This is a genomic window from Streptomyces violaceusniger Tu 4113 (assembly GCF_000147815.2).
Taxonomy (GTDB): domain Bacteria; phylum Actinomycetota; class Actinomycetes; order Streptomycetales; family Streptomycetaceae; genus Streptomyces; species Streptomyces violaceusniger_A.
Genome location: NC_015957.1, coordinates 5,836,756 through 5,856,372, shown reverse-complemented (window position 1 = coordinate 5,856,372; position 19,617 = coordinate 5,836,756). Strand labels below are relative to the sequence as shown.

The window sequence follows — 19,617 nt, the reverse complement described above, 5'->3', positions numbered from 1 at the left end:
TCTGCCTGTACACGAAATTCGCGACAGCGAAATCGGGATCTGGAGTCCGCGCAGGTTAAGGCGCAATCAAGGTTCACTCATGCGCCCCGGCATACCTTCGGCAGTGATCTCTTTCACCTGAGATATATGAAGATTTAACAGAGGGGAGGAGGTTGCAACGCCACCGATGTCTTCGCGTCTGGCGAGAATCAGCCCGTCGCGCCGCGGGCTTGCGACTGCTTGTTGACTCTTCAGTAATGAAGTGGCTAATTTCAGCCCCGCGCCGTTTCGCGAGATTCCCGTGCCATACGTTCGACATGCGTTGCCCGAATTATCTCCCTTTCCTGCTGCGCTAGCGATTTTCGGAGAAAACATGTCATCCGCCGTGGACGCCGGCGATCTTGTCATCGGCATCACTCCCTTCGGGGAACCGGACGCCAGACTCGCCGCAGCGGTCAGCCGCGCGGGCGGTCTCGGCGTTCTCGACCTGGGAACAACGGGCCGTGAGGCCCTCCAGGCGTGGGAGGACATCGGCGAGTGGGTGGCCGACGGGCGGTACGGCGTGCGGGTCGCGGCAGGCTGCCGCCTGACCCCCGCGGACCTGCCGGACGCCCGGGCCACCGGCGGCCCAGTGGGTGGCGCGCCCGGTCCGCATACGGTGGTGCTCGGGGTGGACTCGCCCTGGCCGGTGGAGGCCGTCTCCGACCGCTGCCGAGTGCTGGCCGAGGTCACCGACCCGGACGAGGCGCTCGAGGCCGTCCGCGCCGGAGCGCATGGGCTGATCGCCCGGGGCAGTGAGAGCGGCGGGCGGATCGGGGCGTTGGGCACCTTCGTCCTGCTGCAGCGGCTCCTCGCCGACCCCCGGGTGCCCTTACCTGTGTGGGCCTGCGGCGGCATCGGCCCACACACTGCCGCGGCGTCCGTACTCGGCGGCGCGGCCGGGGTCGTGCTCGACACTCAGCTCGCCCTGCTCGCCGAATCGGGGCTCCCGGAGGACCGGGCCGCCGCCATCCGCTCCATGGACGGCTCCGAGACCACCGTGCTGGACGGGCGCCGCGTCCTGCGGCGCCGGGGGCGCGCCACGCAGCACATCGAGCCAAATCTGACGGTGGGTCAGGATGGCTTTCTGGCAGCCCGGTTCGCCGAGCGATGGCGGGATGCGGGCCGCACCGTCCGGGGCATCACCGACGCCATCCGGGAGGCCGCGCACGAGGCCGTACGGAACGGCTCCGCCGTCTCGGCGCTGCGCCCCGGCGCCCCGCTGAGCACCCGCCTCGGCACCCGGCTGCCCATCGCGCAGGGCCCGATGACCAGGGTCAGCGACCAGGGCGCGTTCGCCTCCGCCGTCGCCGCCGGGGGAGCGCTGCCGTTCATCGCGCTCGCCCTGGCCGGACGCGAGCAGGCGCGCACCATGCTGGAGGAGGCCGCGGCCGCGCTGGACGGACGCCCCTGGGGCGTCGGCGTCCTCGGCTTCTCACCCGAGGAGATCAGGAACGCCCAGCTCGAGGCCGTACGGGAGATCCGCCCCAGCCACGCCATCATCGCGGGCGGACGGCCGTCCCAGGCCAAGGCGCTGGAGCGGGACGGCATCGCCACCTTTCTGCATGTGCCCTCGCCGGGGCTGCTGCGCCAGTTCCTCCAGGCCGGGGCCCGGCGGTTCGTCTTCGAGGGCTCCGAATGCGGCGGCCACGTGGGGCCGCGCAACAGCTTCCCGTTATGGGAGGCCCAGATCGCCGTCGTCGAGGACTTCCTCGACGACACCGCGCACGACCCGCGTCATACGGCGAACACTCACGACACCGACGGGACCGCCGGGGCTGACGACACCGACGGCGCGGGTATCGAGATCTTCTTCGCCGGGGGAGTGCACGACGAACGCTCCGCCGCGATGGTGGCCGCGCTCGCCGCCCCGCTCACCCGGCGCGGCGTCGCCGTCGGCTCGCTGATGGGCACCGCGTATCTCTTCACCGAGGAGGCCGTGGCACACGGCGCCGTACAGCCGCTTTTCCAGCGCCACGTGGTGGCCGCCGAGCACACCGTGCTGCTGGAGACCGCCCCCGGCCATGCCACACGCTGCGTGCCCAGCCCCTTCACCGAGAGCTTCGACACCGTCAAGGAACGGCTGCGGGACGAGGGCCTGCCGGACCGGGAGGTCTGGGAGCGGCTGGAGCGGCTGAATGTGGGACGGCTGAGGATCGCCAGCAAGGGCATGGACCGCGGGCCCGACGGCGCGTTGACTTCGGTCGACGAGGAACACCAGCTCGGCGGCGGGATGTTCATGGCCGGGCAGGTCGCCGTGCTGCGCTCGGCCACCACCACGATCGGCGCCCTGCACCATGCGGTGGGCCCCGGCGCCGCCGACTTCCTCACCGCACGCGCCGAGGCGGTGTGCGAGCGCCTGGGCGTGGCCTCGGCCCCAGCGGAGGCCGAGGCGCCCGCGCCGCTGGAGGTGGCCGTGGTCGGCATGGCGTGCATGTTTCCGCAGGCGCCCGACCTCGCCTCGTTCTGGGCCAATGTGGTGGGCGGTGTGGACGCCGTCACCGAAGTGCCCGCCGAGCGCTGGGACCCGGCCGTCCACTACACGGGCGACAAGGACGGCGCCTCCGCCTCCAAATGGGGCGGCTTCCTGCCACCCGTCCCCTTCGACCCACTGCGCTACGGCATCCCCCCGGCCTCGCTCGGCAGCATCGAACCCGTTCAACTGCTGGCCCTGGAGGCCGCCCGCCGGGCCCTGGACGACGCCGGATACGGTGCCCCCGGGGACGGTGGCCGGACCTTCGACCGCTCCCGCACCTCCGTGGTGTTCGGCGCCGAGGCGGGCAGCGATCTGTCCAACGCCCAGACGCTGCGCGCCGTCCTGCCGCGCTACGTCCACGAGGTGCCGCGGGACCTCGTGGACCAGCTCCCGCGGCTCACCGAGGACTCCTTCCCCGGCATGCTCGCCAACGTCATCTCCGGGCGGATCGCCAACCGGCTCGACCTCGGCGGCGCCAACTACACCGTGGACGCCGCATGCGCGTCATCGCTGGCCGCCGTGGACGTGGCCTGCAAAGAGCTGACCGCCGGCACCAGCGACCTCGTACTGTGCGGCGGCGCCGATCTGCACAACGGCATCAACGACTATGTGCTCTTCTCCTCGGTGCACGCCCTCTCCCCGACGGGCCGCTCCCGCACCTTCGACAGCTCGGCCGACGGAATCGCGCTCGGCGAGGGCGTCGCCTGCGTCGTCCTCAAACGGCTGGCCGACGCCGAACGGGACGGCGACCGCGTCTACGGCGTCATCAAGGGCGTCGGCTCCTCCAGCGACGGCCGCTCGCTCGGGCTGACCGCCCCGCGCCCCGAGGGACAGCGGGCCGCCCTGGAGCGCGCGTACGCCAATGCCCACCTCTCGCCCGCCGACGTCGGCCTGATCGAGGCACACGGCACCGGCACGGTCGTCGGCGACCGCACCGAACTCACCGTCCTGGGCGAGGTGTTCACCGCCGCCGGGGCCGCACCGGGCGGGTGTGCGCTGGGCTCGGTGAAGTCCCAGATCGGGCACACCAAATGCGCCGCGGGGCTCGCCGGACTGGTGAAGGCCACGATGGCGCTGTACACGGGCATCACACCGCCGACACTGCATCTGACCCGGCCCAACGAGGCATGGGACGCGGACCGCAGCCCCTTCGCCTTCCACACCCGGGCCCGGCCATGGGCCGCCGCGCCCGCCGAACGGGTCGCCGGTGTCAGTGCGTTCGGCTTCGGCGGGACCAACTTCCATGTGGTGCTGGCGGCACACGGCCGGGGAGCGCCACCCGCACAGGGCCTGGACGCCTGGCCCGCCGAGCTGTTCCTCTTCCGCGGGGCCGACCGGGCGGCGGCGCTGCGGGTGGTCCAGGAGACACTCGACCAGCTCATGGCCAATGACACGGCCGGACGGCCATGGCGGCTGCGCGACGTCGCGCTGACCGCCTCCCGGCGGGCCGACGCCGGGCAGGAGCCGGCCCGGGTGGCCGTGGTGGCCTCGGACCTGGACGACCTGGCCGCACGATTACGGCAGGTGCTCGCGGGCGATCCGCCGGGCCCGGGGCCACGCGGAACGGACGGGCTGCACATCGCCCCGGACGCGGCCCAAGAGGCTGGGGGCGAGCCGGAGCGCGGCAAGGTCGCCTTCCTCTTCCCCGGGCAGGGCAGCCAGCGGCCCGGGATGTTCGCCGACGCCTTCGTCACCTTCCCCGAACTCCAGCGCCAGTTGCGCCACGGACGCGCCTACACCGACGCGCTGTATCCCCCGGCCGCCTTCGACGAGGCCGGGCAGGCGGTGCAGCGCACCGCCATCACCGACACCCGGGTGGCCCAGCCCGCACTGGGCATGGTCGGGCTCGCCGCGTACACCCTGCTGACTTCGGCCGGAGTCCGGCCCGACATGGCGGCCGGACACAGCTACGGCGAGCTGGTCGCACTGTGCGCCGCGGGCGCCCTCGACCCCCGCACGCTGCCACAGTTGAGCGCCGAGCGGGCGGCCGCCATCCTCGGCGCCGCCGAGACCGCCGGGGACGAGCCCGGCACCATGGCGGCCGTGACCGCGCCCCCCGGCGAGGTCGAGCCGGTGCTGCGAGCGGCCGGGCTCGCCGAGCGCGTGGTGACCGCCAACCACAACGCGCCACGGCAGACCGTGATCTCCGGGCCCGAGCGGGACATCCAGGAGGCGGTACGGCTGCTGCGGGCGGCCGGGCACTCGGTCAAACGGGTCCCGGTGGCCTGCGCCTTCCACAGCCCACTGGTGGCCGGGGCCGGTGCGCGGTTCGCCGAGGCACTGGCCCGCCATCCGGTGCGTGCGGCCGAGTTCCCCGTCTGGGCGAACCGCACCGCCGCCCCGCACGGCGCGGAGCCGGACGCCATCCGCGCCGAACTCGCCGCCCAGATCGGCGCGCCCGTCCGCTTCGTGGCGCAGATCGAGGCCATGTACGAGGCGGGCGCGCGGATCTTCGTGGAGGCCGGTCCGGGGACGGTGCTCACCCGGCTGGTGGGGGAGATCCTCGACGGCCGTCCGCACCTCGCCCTCGCCTGCGAGGGACGGCGTACCGGCTCCGCCGGACCGCGGGGATTTCTCGACACTCTCGCCCGGCTGGCCGTCGCCGGTGTTCCGGTGCGTACGGCCTGGCTGTTCCACGGCCGGGACGCGGTGGCGGCGGGATCCGCCCCGCCACCGAAACGGCCCGGCTGGACGGTCGACGGACACCTGGTCCGCACCGCGGACGGTGAGCTCCTTCCCGGTGCGCTGGCACCGGCCCGACGTGTCATGGAGGCGACCGTGAGCCAGACCGATCGGACGGGTGGCGGCGAGTACGGGGGCAGGGACGCCCTGATCTCGGAGTTCCTGAGGACCAGCCGGGAGATGATCGCCGCCCAGCGCGATGTGCTTCTCACCTACTTCGGCGGCGCGCCGGGCGAACGGCACGCGTCGCCACCGGCTCCGGTCGCCACGGCCGCACCCTTACCCGCCGAGCTCGGCCCGGTGGCCGCCGCGCCGGTGGCCACTGCCGCGGTGGCCGTCACCTCAGGGGCCGTCACCCCAGGGGCCGCCGTGCCGGTCGCCGCCGTGTCTCCCACATCTGCTTCGCCCGCACCCGCCACCGGGCCCGATGTGCTGCGCGCGGTCTCCGAGATCATCAGCGAACGCACCGGCTATCCGGTCGACATGATCGAACCCGACCTCGACCTCGAAGCCGATCTCAGCATCGACTCCATCAAACGCGCCGAGATCGCGGGCGAGTTGGCGCGGCGCCTCGGTGTCGCGGGCGCGGACACCGCCGCCCTGGGCGATGAGGAGCTGGAGGAGCTGGCCAAGGCCCGTACCACCACCGCCGTCACCGACTGGCTCACCGCCCGCCTTTCCCCCGCCCCCGCGGCCTCCGCCACACCGCCCGACGAACGGGCGGCGGTGGTCGAGGACGTGGCGGCCGAGCCCGTTGCCGTGGTCGAGCCGGAGCCCGAGCCCGTGGCCGTGTCCGGTGTGGCGCCCAAACGGCTGCGGCTGGTGCCCGTGCCCCTCGGCGCACCCGACGACGGTGCCACCGCACCGCCCGATCTGACCGGCCGGCGTTTCGCCCTGCTCGGCGGGAGGGGTGACGGGGTGGCCGAGGCGGTGGCCGCCCGTCTCGGCGAGCGCGGTGCCGAGGCCGTCCACCTCGCCGCCGGGCATCCGCTCACCGAGGACGACGGCCGGGTGGACGGTGTGCTGCTGCTCGACCCGCTGGCCACTTCCGGCGCGCCGGTGCTGCCGGAGGCGTTCACAGCCCTCCAGTCGGCCCTGCGGCGCGCCCCGCACTGGCTGCTGGCGCTTCGCCGCACCGACCCGCTCGCCGCACGCACGGCCGGGCTGCGCGGGGTCTTCCGCACGGTGGCCAGGGAGTACCCGGACATGGTCACCAGGCTGGTGGAGTTCCCCGCCGAGGTGGCTGGGCCCGCACACATGGCCGGTGCCGCTGACGCACCTGGTGCGGTCGAGGTGGCCGGTGCGGTCGAGGTGGCTGGGTCCGCCGACGTACCTGGTGCGGTCGAGGTGGCCGGTGCGGTCGAGGTGGCTGGGTCCACCGACGCAGCCGGTTCCGCCGAAGCACCTGGTGCCGCCGAAGCGGCCGGTTCCACCGACGTGGCCCATTCCACCGACGCGATCGGGTCCGCACGCGTGGCCAGTTCCGGCGACACGCCCGGTTCCCCCGCAGCGCCCGATCCCACCGACGCGCCCCGCTTTGCCGACGCCGTGGCCGACGGTCTGCTCGATGAGCTGCTTGCCCCGGACCGTACGCCCGTCGTGCTGCGCACCGCGGAAGGGCGGCGCCACCGGCTGGACCTCGTGGAGACCCCGCTGGGCGCGCTCGCCGGTTCGGGCGCCGGGCCCGCCGGGGACGGCGCGGCGGAGGCCGCCGCGCTCGGCCTGGACCGGGACGCGGTGGTGGTGCTGGTCGGCGGGGCGCGGGGCATCACCGCGCGGTGCGCCGCCACCTTCGCGTCCGCCGCCCGCTGCCGGATCGAGCTGCTCGGCCGTACGCCGGAGCCCGTCGGCTCCGAGGACCCGGCCACCGCAGGGGCCCGCGATGAGACGGCCCTGCGCACGGCGCTCGCGGCCCGGGGCGGTCTGGGGCCCGCCGAGATCCAGCGGGAGGCCGCCCGGATCCTGGCGCGGCGGGAGGTCGCCGCCACCATCGAAGAGCTGACCGCCGTGGGCGGCCGGGTCCGCTATCGCTCGGTGGACTTCCGCGACGCCGAAGCGGTGCTCCAGGCGGTGAAGCAGATCCACGCCGACCACGGACGGCTGGACGGTGTCGTCTACGGGGCCGGTGTGATCGAGGACCGGCTGATCGCGGAGAAGTCCGCCGAGTCCTTCCAACGGGTGTACGGCACCAAGGTGGAGGGGGCCCGGACGCTGCTGGACGCGCTGGCGGAGCTGTCCGAACCCCCGGCGTTCGCCGTGTTGTTCGGCAGCATCGCCGCCGCCCTCGGCAACCGTGGCCAGGTGGACTACGCGGCGGCCAACGACACGCTGGAGACCCTCGGCGCGCGCTGGCGGGACCGCACCGGCCGCCGGGCGCTGACCGTGCACTGGGGCCCCTGGGCACCGACTGGCGCCCATGGCGGGATGGTCACACCGGAGCTGGGCCGCGAGTACGCCCGGCGCGGCATCTCGCTCATCGATCCCGAGGAGGGCACGCTGGCGCTGCTGCGCGAGCTGGCCTGGGGCGGGGAGTCCACCGGATCCGTCGTCTACACCGCCTCGGGCTGGTGAGCGTGACGGACGAGCAGGCGCACCGGCAGCCGCCGGTGGCCATCGTCGGCATGTCCGTGCTGCTGCCCGGCTCCCCGGACCTGGACACCTACTGGCGCAATCTGGTCGGTGGCGTGGACTCCATCAGCGACGTCCCGGCCGGGCGGTGGGACGCCGGTTTCTACGCCCCGGACGGTGGTGGCGACACGCCCGCGGCGCCCGACCGGGTGTACTGCCGACGGGGCGGGTTCGTGGACGAGTTCGCCCGGATCGACGCCGCGCGGTTCGGGATCATGCCGAACTCGGTGTCCGGCACCGAACCCGACCAGCTCATCGCCCTGGGCGTCGCGGCGGCGGCCATCGCCGACGCGGGCGGTGAGGACCGGCTCCCCGACCGGCAGCGGGTGGGCGTGGTGCTGGGCCGGGGCGGCTATCTCACCCCCGGGCTGGTCCGGCTCGACCAGCGGGTGCGCACCGCCCACCAGCTCGTACGGACCCTCGGCGAGCTGCTGCCCGACCTCGGCCCCGGCCAACTCGACCTCGTACGGGCGGCGTTCACCGAGCGGCTCGGCCCGGACCGGCCCGAGGCGGCCATCGGCCTGGTGCCCAACCTCGCCGCCTCGCGCATCGCCAACCGCCTCGATCTGCGTGGCCCCGCGTACACCGTGGACGCCGCCTGCGCCTCCTCGCTCGTCGCCGTCGACCAGGCGGTGGGGGAGCTGGCTTCGGGCCGGTGCGATGTGATGCTCGCGGGCGGGGTGCACCACTGCCACGACATCACTCTGTGGAGCGTGTTCTCGCAACTGCGCGCGCTGTCGCCGAGCCAGCGGATCCGGCCCTTCCACCGCGCGGCCGACGGCCTGCTGATCGGCGAGGGCACCGGTGTGGTCGTCCTCAAGCGGCTCGACGACGCACTCCGCGACGGCGACCGCGTCTACGCGGTGATCCGCGGCACCGGTGTGGCCTCCGACGGCCGTGCCACCGGCCTGGTCAACCCGAACCCGGGCGGTCAGACCCGAGCCGTCCGACAGGCATGGCGGGCCGCGGGCCTCGATCCGCGCGAGCCGGGCGCCATCGGGCTGCTGGAGGCGCACGGCACCGCGACGCCCGCCGGGGACACGGCCGAACTCGCCACGCTGGCAGCGGTGTTCGGCACTGGTGGCACGCCAGGTGAGACGGCCGTCATCGGCTCGGTGAAGTCGATGATCGGCCACACCATGCCCGCCGCCGGTGTGGCCGGTCTGGTGAAGGCCGCCCTCGCGGTCCACCACGCCCGGCTGCTGCCCACCCTGCACTGCGACGATCCCCATCCGGCGCTGGCGGCCACCCGCTTCTCGGTGCTCGGCGCGGCCGAGCCCTGGGAGGCGCCCGTACGGCGCGCCGCCGTCAACGCCTTCGGATTCGGCGGGATCAACGCCCATGTGGTGCTGGAGCAGGTTCCGGTGCCGGTGGCGCAGCGCGCCACGACCGTCGTCATCGAACCGGAGCGGGTGCTGGCGCTGGCCGCGGACACCCCGGAACGGCTTGCCGAGCTGCTGGCGGCGGACGACGCTACCGTACGGACGACGGTGACGGGGCGGGACGCCCGTACCCGGCTGGGCATCGTCGACCCCACCGCCAAACGGCTCGCGCTCGCCCGGCGCATGGTGGCCAAGGGGCGCCCCTGGCGTGGCCGCAACGACATCTGGTTCACCCCCGCGCCGCTGCTCGGCGCGGGCCCGGCGGCCACGGGCGACGCGGCCACGGGAAGGGCGACCACGAGAAGGGCGGCCACGGGAAAGGCGGCCACGGGAAAGCTCGCCTTCGTCTTCCCCGGCCTCGAAGCCGAGTTCGTCCCCCGCGTGGACGGCGTCGCCGAGTACTTCGGGCTCTCCCGCCCCGCCGGGGACCGCTTCGGCGAGGCGGCCCGCGTGGGCGACATCGGCCGCCATGGCGTCGGTGTCTTCGGTGTCGGCCGACTGCTGGACGCGGCGCTGCGGCGCATGGGGGTCGTACCGGACGCGGTGGCCGGGCACAGCGTGGGGGAGTGGACCGCGCTGGCCGTGGGCGGCCTCTACGCGGGCGAGGAGGTCGACGCCTTCCTCGATTCCTTCGACCCCGACGCGCTGCGGGTGCCCGGCCTGGCCTTCGCCGTCCTCGGCGCCGGTGCGCCACGGGTGCTCGCGGAGCTGGAGGCGCGGGCAGACGGCCGGATCGTGCTCTCGCACGACAACGCGCCCAGCCAGTCGATGGTGTGCGGACCGCGCGACGATGTCGAGGAGCTCGTCCGGGCCCTGCGCGCCGAGGGCGTGATCGCGCAGCTCCTGCCTTTCCAGTCCGGTTTCCACACCCCGATGCTGGCGCCCTACCTCGACCCCATCCGAGCCGTGACGGAACGCTTCGAGCTGCTCCTGCCGCCCAGGATCCCCGTCTGGTCCGGGACGACCGCCGCACCGTATCCGGCGACCGCGGCAGAGGTGCGCGAGCTGTTCATCCGCCACCTGCTGGAGCCGGTGCGCTTCCGGCTGTTGACCGAGGCCCTGTACGAGGCGGGCTTCCGCGCGTTCGTCCAGGTCGGCACGGGCCAGTTGGGGTCGCTCATCGGCGACACGCTGCACGGCCGCGACCACCTGGTGGTGGCCGCCAACTCCCCCCACCGCGACGGCATCTCCCAGCTCCGCCGCGTGGCCACGGCCCTGTGGACGGAGGGGGCGGAGGTGGACCCCACGCTGTCGCGTGAAGCCTCGCGCCCCACACCCACGCTTCCTCCGGTACGGCTGGACCTGAACGGCTCACTGATCTCGCTCGACGAGCCGCGCTTGAGCGAGCTGCGCAACGTGGTGGGCAATCGTTCCTCGCCCGGCTACCGCCGGGAGGTGCCCCCCGGGCGGAACGGGTGGGCACCACCCCACCCGCACCCGGCAACGGCGAGCACACCCCATGGCGCGCCCCCGCACCTGCCGTCCGACCCGTGGGAAGCCGAACTACTCGCCCTGCTCGACGAGACCGCCACCACCGCGACCGCGGTCATCGCGGCAAGCCGCCCACCGACCCCGCGCACCCACGATCTGCAGGTCTCCACCGAGACCATGCCCTACCTCCACGACCACTGCTTCTTCCCCCAACACCCCGGCTGGCCCGATGAGTCGGACCGCTGGCCCGTCGTCCCGGCCACCACGATCGTCCAGCACCTCATGGACGCGGCGGAGCACACAGCGGCGGAGCACACGGCGGGCAACCCGGTGGCCGTCGCCGTCCACGGCGCCCGCTTCGACCAGTGGGTGACGGCGGCACCCCCCAGCACCGTACCCGTCACCGCGACCCCCACTTCGGCGGCCCACTACACCGTCACCTTCGGCCGCAGCGCCCGCGCCACCGTGGAAGTCGCCACCCACCACCCCGCGACCCGCCCCACCCCCTGGCCCACCGACCCCGCCACCGAGCGCACCCCCGACCACACCGCACATCTCGTCTACGCCGAGCGCTGGATGTTCCACGGCCCGGCCTTTCAGGGGCTCACCGCCCTCACCGCGATCGGCGAGTCGCACATACGCGGCACGATCACCACGCCTCCCGCGCCCGGAGCGCTGCTGGACAACGTCGGACAGCTCCTCGGCTACTGGATCATGGCGACCCGCACCGAACGGACCGTGGTCTTCCCGGTCGGCATGCGTCTGATGCGCTTCTTCGGCCCGCAACCGCGCCCCGGCACACCGGTGGAGTGCCTGATCAGGATCACCTCGCTGACCGATACCGCGCTGGAGGCCGACGCACAACTGCTGATCGGCGGCGAGGTGTGGGCGGAGCTGTCCGGCTGGCAGGACCGCCGGTTCGACAACCACCCCGACACCCGTCCCGTGGAGCGCTTCCCACAGCACAACACGCTCTCCCGGCCCCAGCCGGGCGGCTGGGTGCTGCTCCATGAGCGCTGGCCCGACCTGGCCTCCCGCGACCTGATCATGCGTAACCACCTGGGCAGCGACGAGCGCATCGCCTATGAACACCAGCCGCCACGTGGCCGCAGACAGTGGCTGCTGGGCAGGATCGCGGCCAAGGACGCCGTACGGCGATGGCTCTGGGACCACGGCGAAGGCCCGGTCTTCCCCGCCGAGATCGGGATACGCGACGACGCCCAGGGGCGCCCGTACGCCATCGGCGTCCACGGCCGGATCCTGCCCGAACTGGCCCTCTCGCTGGCACATCGGGCCGAGGCCGGGGTCGCCCTGGTGGTGCCGCGCGCGCACGGCGCCCCGGGCCCCGGTATCGCCATCGAGGAGGTCGCCGACCGCGACGACCACGCACTCGCGGCCGCCTTCGGACGGGCCGAGCGGGAACTCCTCGCCGCCGCGACGGCCGGTCGCGGTGGCTCGCACGCCCGCTGGGCCACTACCTTCCGGGCCGCGAAGGAGGCGGTCGCCACGGCGGAGGGCACCGGCTCGCGCACCCGGCCACGTGACCTCACCATCGCCGAAATACAGCCGGGAGCCGCTGAAAGCGACGCGGCACCGGCGGCCCGGCTCATCGTCGAGACGGCGGCCACCGCCCCCGGTCAGCGCCCGCGCCGCTACCAGATCCACTGCATCACCATCGCCAACCCTCCCGGACTGCCGGACAGGGACTACGCCGTGGCCTGGACGACCGGCCCGGACCACCAGGAACAGGACGAGGAGAGCGATCAGTGACCACCGTCAATCAGACCGCCTCGGCACCCCCCACCGACGCACCTGCCGTGCTCGCGGAGATATCCGGGATGCTCCGGACCATGCTCGACGAATACGGCCTCGACGAGATCGAGGTCACCATGCAGACCCGCTTCACCCAGGATCTGGAGCTGGAGAGCATCGACCTGGTGGCGCTGGCCGGCAGCCTGGAAGCCCGGTACGGCAGACAGGTCAACTTCGCCGAGTTCGTGGCGGGTCTGGAGCTCGACGAGATCATCGACCTCGCCGTGGGGCAACTCGTCGAGTACGTCGTGCGGAGCCTCAGGGCAGCCGGGGAGAGCTGACCCATGGCGATGATCGACACCGGCCGCGGCACCTGCGACTGCCCGGGCAGCGGCACAGGCAGCGGTACGGGCCACGACGCGGACCACGCCACGGACCACGCCGGTCCGGATACCGGGCCGGACGGCGTCCGACTGCATGTCCAGCGGCTGTCCCCACCCGACGGCCGTCCGCCCACCGCCACCGCCGTACTCATCCACGGTCTGCTCACCGACTCCCTCGCCAGCTGGTACTTCACGGTGGCCCCGGACCTCGCCGCCGCCGGGCTGGAGGTGGTGATGTACGACCAGCGGGGACACGGCCGCAGCGAGCGCCCCGGCTCCGGCTACCGGCTGGACACGTTCGTCACCGATCTGGAGCGGCTGCTCGACCGGCTGGACATCACAGGGCCGGTCCATCTGGTGGGCAACTGCTTCGGCGGAACGGTGGCGTTCGCCTACGCCATGCGCCATCCGGAGCGGGTGGCCGGCATCGCGGTGATCGAGGCGAAACCCGCCACCGAGAGCTGGCTGACCGAGATCAGCGGAATCCTCCGGCGCGTCGTCACCGAACTGGTCGTCCATGAGGCCGAGTCGCTGGCCTGGGTCAGTGCCCACCGGGGCGCCCACACCGCGCGGCTGGCCAAGTCGGCCGCCCGCCTTGTCCGTACGACCACCATCGCCGAGGACGTACCGGAGAGCCGGGTGGTGAGCGAGGAGCAGGTCGGCGCGGTGCGCTGCCCGGTGCTTGCCGTCTACGGCGCCGATTCCGAACTCGCCGGGCAGGAGCGGTGGCTGGAATCGGTACTGCCCGGCACCCGGACCGTCGTCCTGCCGGGACAGGGGCATTCGGTCCTCGCCGAGGCGCCCATACGCATCCGCGAACTGCTGCTGTCCTGGATCCACGGGTGCGAACCGGGCACCGGCGCCCCGGCGGCGGGGGCGTCCCTGGAGGCTTGGGGGGCCGATGCCTCATGAGCGACCCCAGCAGATCGCAGGCAGCCCCACCCCGCATACCCCGCCGCTTTCTCTTCGTCGTGCCCCCGCTGGTCGGCCACGTCAACCCCACCCTCGGCGTCGCGGCCGAACTGACCGCCCGGGGACACCAGGTGGCCTGGGCCGGGATGCCCGAGGTCGTCGGGCGGCTGACCGGGCAGGGGGCGACGGTCTACCGCTGTGCCGGGCCGGTGCTGGGCGAGGGCGGGGCGGGCCGGCCACCGGACGTACGCGGCCCGGCGGCGCTGAGGTTCCTGTGGGAGCGGTTCCTGGTGCCACTCGCCGAGGCCATGGCCCCGGGCGTCGCCAAGGCCATCGAGGAGTTCCGCCCCGATGTGGTGATCGCCGACCAGCAGACCGTGGCGGGTGGACTGGTGGCCGAACGGCTGGGGGTGCGCTGGGCCACATCCGCCACCACCTCGGCGGAGTTCACGGGCGCGCTGGACGGTCTGCCCAAGATCGACGCCTGGCTGGACGGGCAAATGGACGAGGTGCGGGGCCGGATCGGCGATCCGGAGAGCACGGCCGATCCCCGGTTCTCACCCGATCTGGTCCTGGCCTTCACCACCGAGGAACTGGCCGGACGACCGGCCCGGGCGGGCGACCGCATCCGTTACGTGGGCCCGTCGATCGCCGAGCGGCCGGCCACGACGGACTTCCCCTGGGAGTGGCTGGACCCCGCGCGCCTGGCCGTCCTGGTCACGCTCGGCACCGCGAACACCGACGCCGGAGCGCGCTTTCTCACCGAGTGCCGGGAGGCAGTACGCGCCCGGGCCGGTCGTTTCCAGACGGTCATCGTCGACCCGGAGGGCGTACTCACCCCGGGCACCCCGGACACCCCGGACGACAAGAACGTCCTGGTGCGCCGCTACATCCCTCAACTCCCCCTGCTGGAGCGGGTGAGCGCGGTGGTGTGCCACGCGGGCCACAACACGGTCTGCGAAACCCTGTGGCACGGCGTACCGCTCGTCGTGGCCCCCATCCGGGACGATCAGCCGGTGGTGGCCGCGCAGGTGGTGGACGCGGGCGCGGGCGTCCGCGTCAGGTTCGGCCGGGCGAGGGCGGCCGGGCTCGGCGAGGCGCTGGACACCGTCCTGTACGAGCCGGGGTACCGCATCGCCGCTGAGCACGTCGGGGCCTCGTTCCGCGCGGCGGGCGGCGCCGTCGCGGCAGCCGGACATCTGGAAGCGCTGGCCGCGAAGACCGATGGCCATGCCACGCCGACTCCCGAGGGGGACCGATGAGCCGCACGTCCGACGCACCACGTACGCCCGCGAAGCCGTCGCGCGCCGAGACCGTCGCCGCGCTGCGCCCCCGCTACCAGGACGATCTGGCGCGGGGCACCGGGCGGTTCTTCGAACCGCGCCGTACCGACTGCCCGTGGTGCGGCTCGACGCGGCTGAAGCGGCGGCTGCGCACCAGGGACCGCTACCAGAGCAAGCCGGGCCACTTCGCGCTCGAGGCGTGCGCCGAGTGCCGCCACGTCTTCCAGAACCCCAGGCTGAACGGCGACGGCCTGGAGTTCTACTACCGCGACTTCTACGACGGGATGGGGGAGATCGAACTCGGCAACCTCTTCGCCGGGCGGGACAAGGTGTACCGGCGGCGCGCGATGTTCCAGGAGCCCTCCGCAGAGCCCCCGAAGACCTGGCTCGATGTCGGCACGGGACACGGCCACTTCCCCGCGGTGGCCCGTACCGTCTTCCCCGCCACCCGCTTCGACGGACTGGACTTCACCGACGGCGTCGAACTGGCCGAGCGGACAGGGCGCATAGACCGGGGCATCCGTGGCAGTTTCCCCGAACTGGCCGAGGAGAGCCTGGCCGGGAGCTATGACGTGGTGAGCATGTTCCACTATCTGGAGCACAGCGCCGATCCCCGCGCCGAACTGCGGGCGGCCCGGCGGGCGTTGCGCCCCGGTGGCCATCTGCTGATCGAGGTGCCCGATCCGGAGTGCTGGTTCGCCCGGCTCCTCGGCCGTTTCTGGCTGCCCTGGCTCCAGCCCCAGCATCTGCACTTCCTGCCGGTGGCGAACCTCCGGAAGGAACTGGACGCGCTCGGCTTCACCGTCATCGCCGAGGAGCACCGCGAGCCGTCCGACACCGTCGATCTGCTGGGCGCCGTATGGCTGTCACTGAACGCGGTCATCCCGCCCGATGACGCCCCTTCGCTGCCGCGACCGCCCGGCCGCGCGCGCTGGCTGCTGCGCTGTGCGCTGCTGCTCGCGGCCGTCCCCGCGCTGGTCCTCGCGACCACATTGGACCGGCTGTTGCTCAAGCCGCTGGCGGGGTGGGGGAAGGTCTCCAACGCCTACCGGGTGGTGGCCCGGTGTGATGCCCCGATGTGATGCCCCGGCCCGCCCCGGCCCTCGCTGAGGTGCTCCCGTTGAGGTGTCCCCCCCGGGTCCCGCCTCGGGGCCCGGGGGAGCGGGTGACGCCCGCGTCAGGGGAGGATCGAGTCGACGTAGCCGCCGTCGGCACGTACGGCTCCGCCGGTGGTGGCCGAGGCGAGCGGCGAGCTGAGGTAGACCGCCATGTTGGCGATCTCCTCGGGCTCGATCAGCCGCTGGAGCAGCGACTGCGGCCGGTACTTGGCCATGAACTCCCGCTGGGCCTCGTCCCAGGGCAGCTCCGGGTCCACCAGTTCATACACGAAGTCCTCGACACCGCCGGTGTGGGTCGGCCCGGCGATCAGCGAGTTGACGGTGACGCCCGTACCGGCGGCCTCCTTGGCGAAGCCACGGGTGACCGCGAGCAGCGCGGTCTTCGACATCCCGTAGTGGATCATCTCGGCCGGGATGGCGACGGCGGAGTCACTGGCGACGTTCACGATCCGGCCCCATGAGCGTTCCTTCATCCCGGGAAGAAGGCTCCGGATCATCCGGACGGAGGCCAGGACGTTCACCTCGAAATAGCGCCGCCACTCCTCGTCGCTGATCTCCAGCGCCGGAGTGGCCCCGAAGATGCCGAGGTTGTTGATCAGGACATCGGCGTCCGGCACGGCGCCCGTGACCTCGCGGGCGCCATCCTCGGAGGTGATGTCGCCGGGGGCGGGGATGAACGAGCCGCCCTCCGTGTCCTCCTCCAGCTTCTGGATGGCGGCCTCGACGGACTCCTGCCGGCGCCCGTTGACGGCGACACGGGCGCCCGCCCTCGCCAGGCCGGCGGCGATGGCGAATCCGATGCCCTGCGTGGAGCCGGTGACCAGGGCGGTCCTACCGGAAAGGTCGATCTGCACGGCGCTCCTTCGTCGATGCCTTAATACTTGCGTGCGCTATTAGTTGCACACGCGCCATACTAGCGTAGTCCTGGTATGCGAAGGCGGCCACGGCCGACGAGACTTCGGCCACCGCCGACGGGACTTCCGGCCACGACCGGCCTAGGCCCCGTGGCGGACCTCGAACTGCCCGCGCAGCCTCGGATCGTGGGAGGAGGAGCCCACTTCCACGGTCCGGCGCCCGGTGCCCAGCACCCAGCCACGGCGTTCGGTGTCCCAGCAGGACAGCGTCCGGGCGGCCACCCGTACGGTCACCTTTCGCGCCTCACCGGGCCGCAGATGGACCCGCCGGAATCCGGCCAGGGCGCGCTCGGCCTGGTCGAGCGGCAGCTCGGGGGAGGGCCCCACATACACCTGGGCCACTTCCGCCCCGGCCCGCCGCCCGGTGTTGCGCACGGTGAAGACCGCCTCCAACCCGCTTCCGCGTCTTCGCAGCCGCAGCCCCGCATAGCCGAAGGTGGTGTACGACAGGCCGTGGCCGAACGGGAAGAGCGGCCGCACACCCTCGGCGTCGTACCAGCGATAGCCGACCTGGATGCCCTCGGAGTACTCCTCACGGCCGTTGACCCCGGGGTAGCGCCGGAGGTCCTCGGCCATCGGATGGCGCTCGTCGGAGACGGGGAAGGACTGGGTGAGCCGGCCGCCGGGGTTGGCGTCGCCGAAGAGCAGGGCGGTGGTGGCGGCGGCGCCCTCCTGGCCCGGGTAGTACATCTGGAGGACGGCGCCGGTACGGTCCAGCCAGGGCATCGAGGTGCACGAGGAGGTGTTGAGGACCACGGTGGTGCGCGGGTTGGCTTCGGTGACGGCGGCGATCAGCGCGCTCTGATGGCCGGGAAGGGCGATGGTGGCGCGGTCCCTGCCCTCGGTGGCGTCCTCGTGGGCGAAGAGCACCACACTGTGCGCGGCGCGGGCGGCGCGTACGGCCCTGGCGACATCGGCGGCGCGAGTGGCGGAGGTGGTGCGGCGCAGCCGGAAGGTCAGCCCCTTCCCGCCGCCCTTGGCGGTAACCTTCAGCCGGTGCTTCCCCGCCGTCAGCGCGACGGCCGCCCGGCGTACGGCGAGCCCGTCCGGGGCGGTACTCAGGAAGCCACCGGTGAAGTACTCGCCCAGGCCGGGCCGGAACGGGAACAGTTCCTCGCCGTCCAGCAGGACCTTCGGGCGGCCGGTGGGCGGGCCACTGAAGTGCAGAACGAACGTCCACTCATCGGCCTCGGTGACGGTGAGGGTGCCGTCGTAGCTCCAGCTCTTCCCCGCCGCCACTTTCCGCTCCGCCAGCCCGGTGGCCGGGGAGAGCGCGGCGGCGGGGAGCTTCTTGCCGAACACGTCCTCGCCCAGGGCGTAGTCCACCCGGGCCCCATTCCCGGCGCGCTCGCGCATCGCCTCCAGCGGGCTCGCGGCGTGGTCGGGGACCACATGGGCGCTGCCGCCGCCACTGACGAAGGGGATGGAGCCGGCGGTCCCGACGACGGCGATCGACCGGGCGGCGGGCCCGGTCAGTGGCAGTGTGCCGCGCTCATTGCGCAGCAGAATGCCGCCCGCCGTCGCGACCTTCAGCGCGGTGCGCGCCCCGGCCTCGGGGTCCCGGCCGGGCCGCGGCGGGGCGCCGCCGTCCAGCAGGCCGAAGCAGTCCATGACGGTCAGGACGCGACCGGCCGCGCGATCCACCTCGGCCTCGGGTACGGTCCCGTCGGCCACTGCTTCGAGGAGGGTGTCGCCGAAGTACTTGCCGTCGGGCATCTCCATGTCGAGCCCGGAGCCGAGGGCCGCCGCGGTGCTGTGGGCGGCGTGCCAGTCGGTCATCACCCAGCCGTCGAAGCCCCAGTCCTCGCGCAACACGCCCGTCAGCAGCGGCTCGCTCTCGCAGGCGAAGGCCCCGTTGACCTTGTTGTAAGCGCCCATGACCGCCCCGGCGCCCGCCCGTACGGCCGCCTCGAAGCCGGGCAGCTCCGTCTCCCGCATCGTCCGCTCGTCGGCGATGACATCGATCGACTCGCGCTCGTACTCCTGGTTGTTCAGGGCGAAGTGCTTGACGGTGACGATCAGGCCCTCGCCCTGGATGCCGCGGACCTCCTCGGCCACCAGCTCGGAGGCGAGCAGGGGGTCCTCGCCGAAGGTCTCGAAGTTGCGCCCGGCGTACGGGGTGCGGATGAGATTGACCATGGGGGAGAGCAGCACATCCTGGCCCAGCGCGCGGCCCTCGCGCCCGATGGTGCGCCCGTACTCCCGCGCCAGGGCCGGGTCGAAGGCGGAGGCGAGCAGCACCGGCGCGGGCAGCGCGGTGGCCCGCCGGGCGACCCGTACCCCGGCGGGCCCGTCGGCGAGGCGCAGCGGTGGAACGCCGAGCCGGGGGACACCGGGGGTGTAGCCCGCCTGCCCCAGGCTCAGGGGATCCTTCGCGCCGTGCAGCAGCGAGACCTTCTCCTCGAGCGTCATCCGGCCGATGAGGGAGTACACCCGGGAGGCGGGACCACTTGCGGGACCGGGCGCGGATCCGGGGCCGGAAGCGGGATCGGCCGCGGCCGCCGGCCATCCGCCACCACCGGTGGCGGCGACGGCCATCGCCCCTCCCAGGAAGGACAGGGCGGAACGTCGTGACAGGGCGCCCGGCATGGCGTCACTTCATCTCTCGCGGCTCGAAGACGTGGGTGTACGCAGGCGT

At 73.2% G+C, this 19,617-nt stretch carries 8 protein-coding genes; 6 read left to right on the top strand and 2 right to left on the bottom strand.

Translation table 11 applies throughout. The features are described 5' to 3' along the window. Positions 1-352: 352 nt before the first annotated feature. The 6 genes from STRVI_RS24165 to STRVI_RS24140 are packed head-to-tail and all read left to right on the top strand — an operon-like array spanning position 353 to position 16,029. Complete coding sequence (locus tag STRVI_RS24165) at positions 353-7,747, top strand: type I polyketide synthase (RefSeq protein WP_014058251.1); 7,395 nt, start codon at positions 353-355, stop codon at positions 7,745-7,747. After that, positions 7,744-12,387 carry a type I polyketide synthase gene (locus STRVI_RS24160; protein ID WP_014058250.1) on the top strand — a complete coding sequence of 1,548 codons (4,644 nt, stop codon included), beginning with the start codon at positions 7,744-7,746 and terminating at the stop codon, positions 12,385-12,387. The genes STRVI_RS24165 and STRVI_RS24160 overlap by 4 nt, the downstream gene beginning before the upstream one ends. Then, the gene (locus STRVI_RS24155; RefSeq protein WP_014058249.1) at positions 12,384-12,710 is read left to right on the top strand and encodes an acyl carrier protein; all 327 of its coding nucleotides are present in this window, start codon (positions 12,384-12,386) and stop codon (positions 12,708-12,710) included. Before STRVI_RS24160 ends, STRVI_RS24155 begins: the two co-directional genes overlap by 4 nt. Before the next feature lie 3 nt (positions 12,711-12,713). Beyond that, positions 12,714-13,664, top strand: a complete 951-nt coding sequence (locus STRVI_RS24150; RefSeq protein WP_014058248.1) for an alpha/beta fold hydrolase — start codon at positions 12,714-12,716, stop codon at positions 13,662-13,664. Further along, positions 13,661-14,926 (top strand): glycosyltransferase, encoded by a 1,266-nt coding sequence (locus STRVI_RS24145; RefSeq protein ID WP_014058247.1) that lies wholly within the window; start codon positions 13,661-13,663, stop codon positions 14,924-14,926. The genes STRVI_RS24150 and STRVI_RS24145 overlap by 4 nt, the downstream gene beginning before the upstream one ends. Further along, positions 14,923-16,029: a class I SAM-dependent methyltransferase gene (locus tag STRVI_RS24140; protein WP_014058246.1), complete on the top strand. Its 1,107-nt coding sequence runs from the start codon at positions 14,923-14,925 to the stop codon at positions 16,027-16,029. Before STRVI_RS24145 ends, STRVI_RS24140 begins: the two co-directional genes overlap by 4 nt. Before the next feature lie 95 nt (positions 16,030-16,124). Here STRVI_RS24140 and STRVI_RS24135 read toward each other — a convergent pair whose 3' ends face one another. Both STRVI_RS24135 and STRVI_RS24130 read right to left on the bottom strand, forming a co-directional pair. Continuing rightward, the gene (locus STRVI_RS24135; RefSeq protein WP_014058245.1) at positions 16,125-16,919 is read right to left on the bottom strand and encodes an SDR family NAD(P)-dependent oxidoreductase; all 795 of its coding nucleotides are present in this window, start codon (positions 16,917-16,919) and stop codon (positions 16,125-16,127) included. 141 nt (positions 16,920-17,060) lie between these two features. Further along, entirely contained in the window at positions 17,061-19,568 is a 2,508-nt protein-coding gene (locus tag STRVI_RS24130; protein ID WP_043236464.1) for a beta-glucosidase, read from the bottom strand. Positions 19,569-19,617: the final 49 nt, after the last annotated feature.

Excerpts from the sequence above, each read along its gene's own strand:
- STRVI_RS24165 (WP_014058251.1), top strand. The coding sequence starts at position 353 with ATGTCATCCGCCGTGGACGCCGGCGATCTTGTCATCGGCATCACTCCC.
- STRVI_RS24140 (WP_014058246.1), top strand. The coding sequence starts at position 14,923 with ATGAGCCGCACGTCCGACGCACCACGTACGCCCGCGAAGCCGTCGCGC.
- STRVI_RS24145 (WP_014058247.1), top strand. The coding sequence starts at position 13,661 with ATGAGCGACCCCAGCAGATCGCAGGCAGCCCCACCCCGCATACCCCGC.
- STRVI_RS24150 (WP_014058248.1), top strand. The coding sequence starts at position 12,714 with ATGGCGATGATCGACACCGGCCGCGGCACCTGCGACTGCCCGGGCAGC.
- STRVI_RS24130 (WP_043236464.1), bottom strand. The coding sequence starts at position 19,568 with ATGCCGGGCGCCCTGTCACGACGTTCCGCCCTGTCCTTCCTGGGAGGG.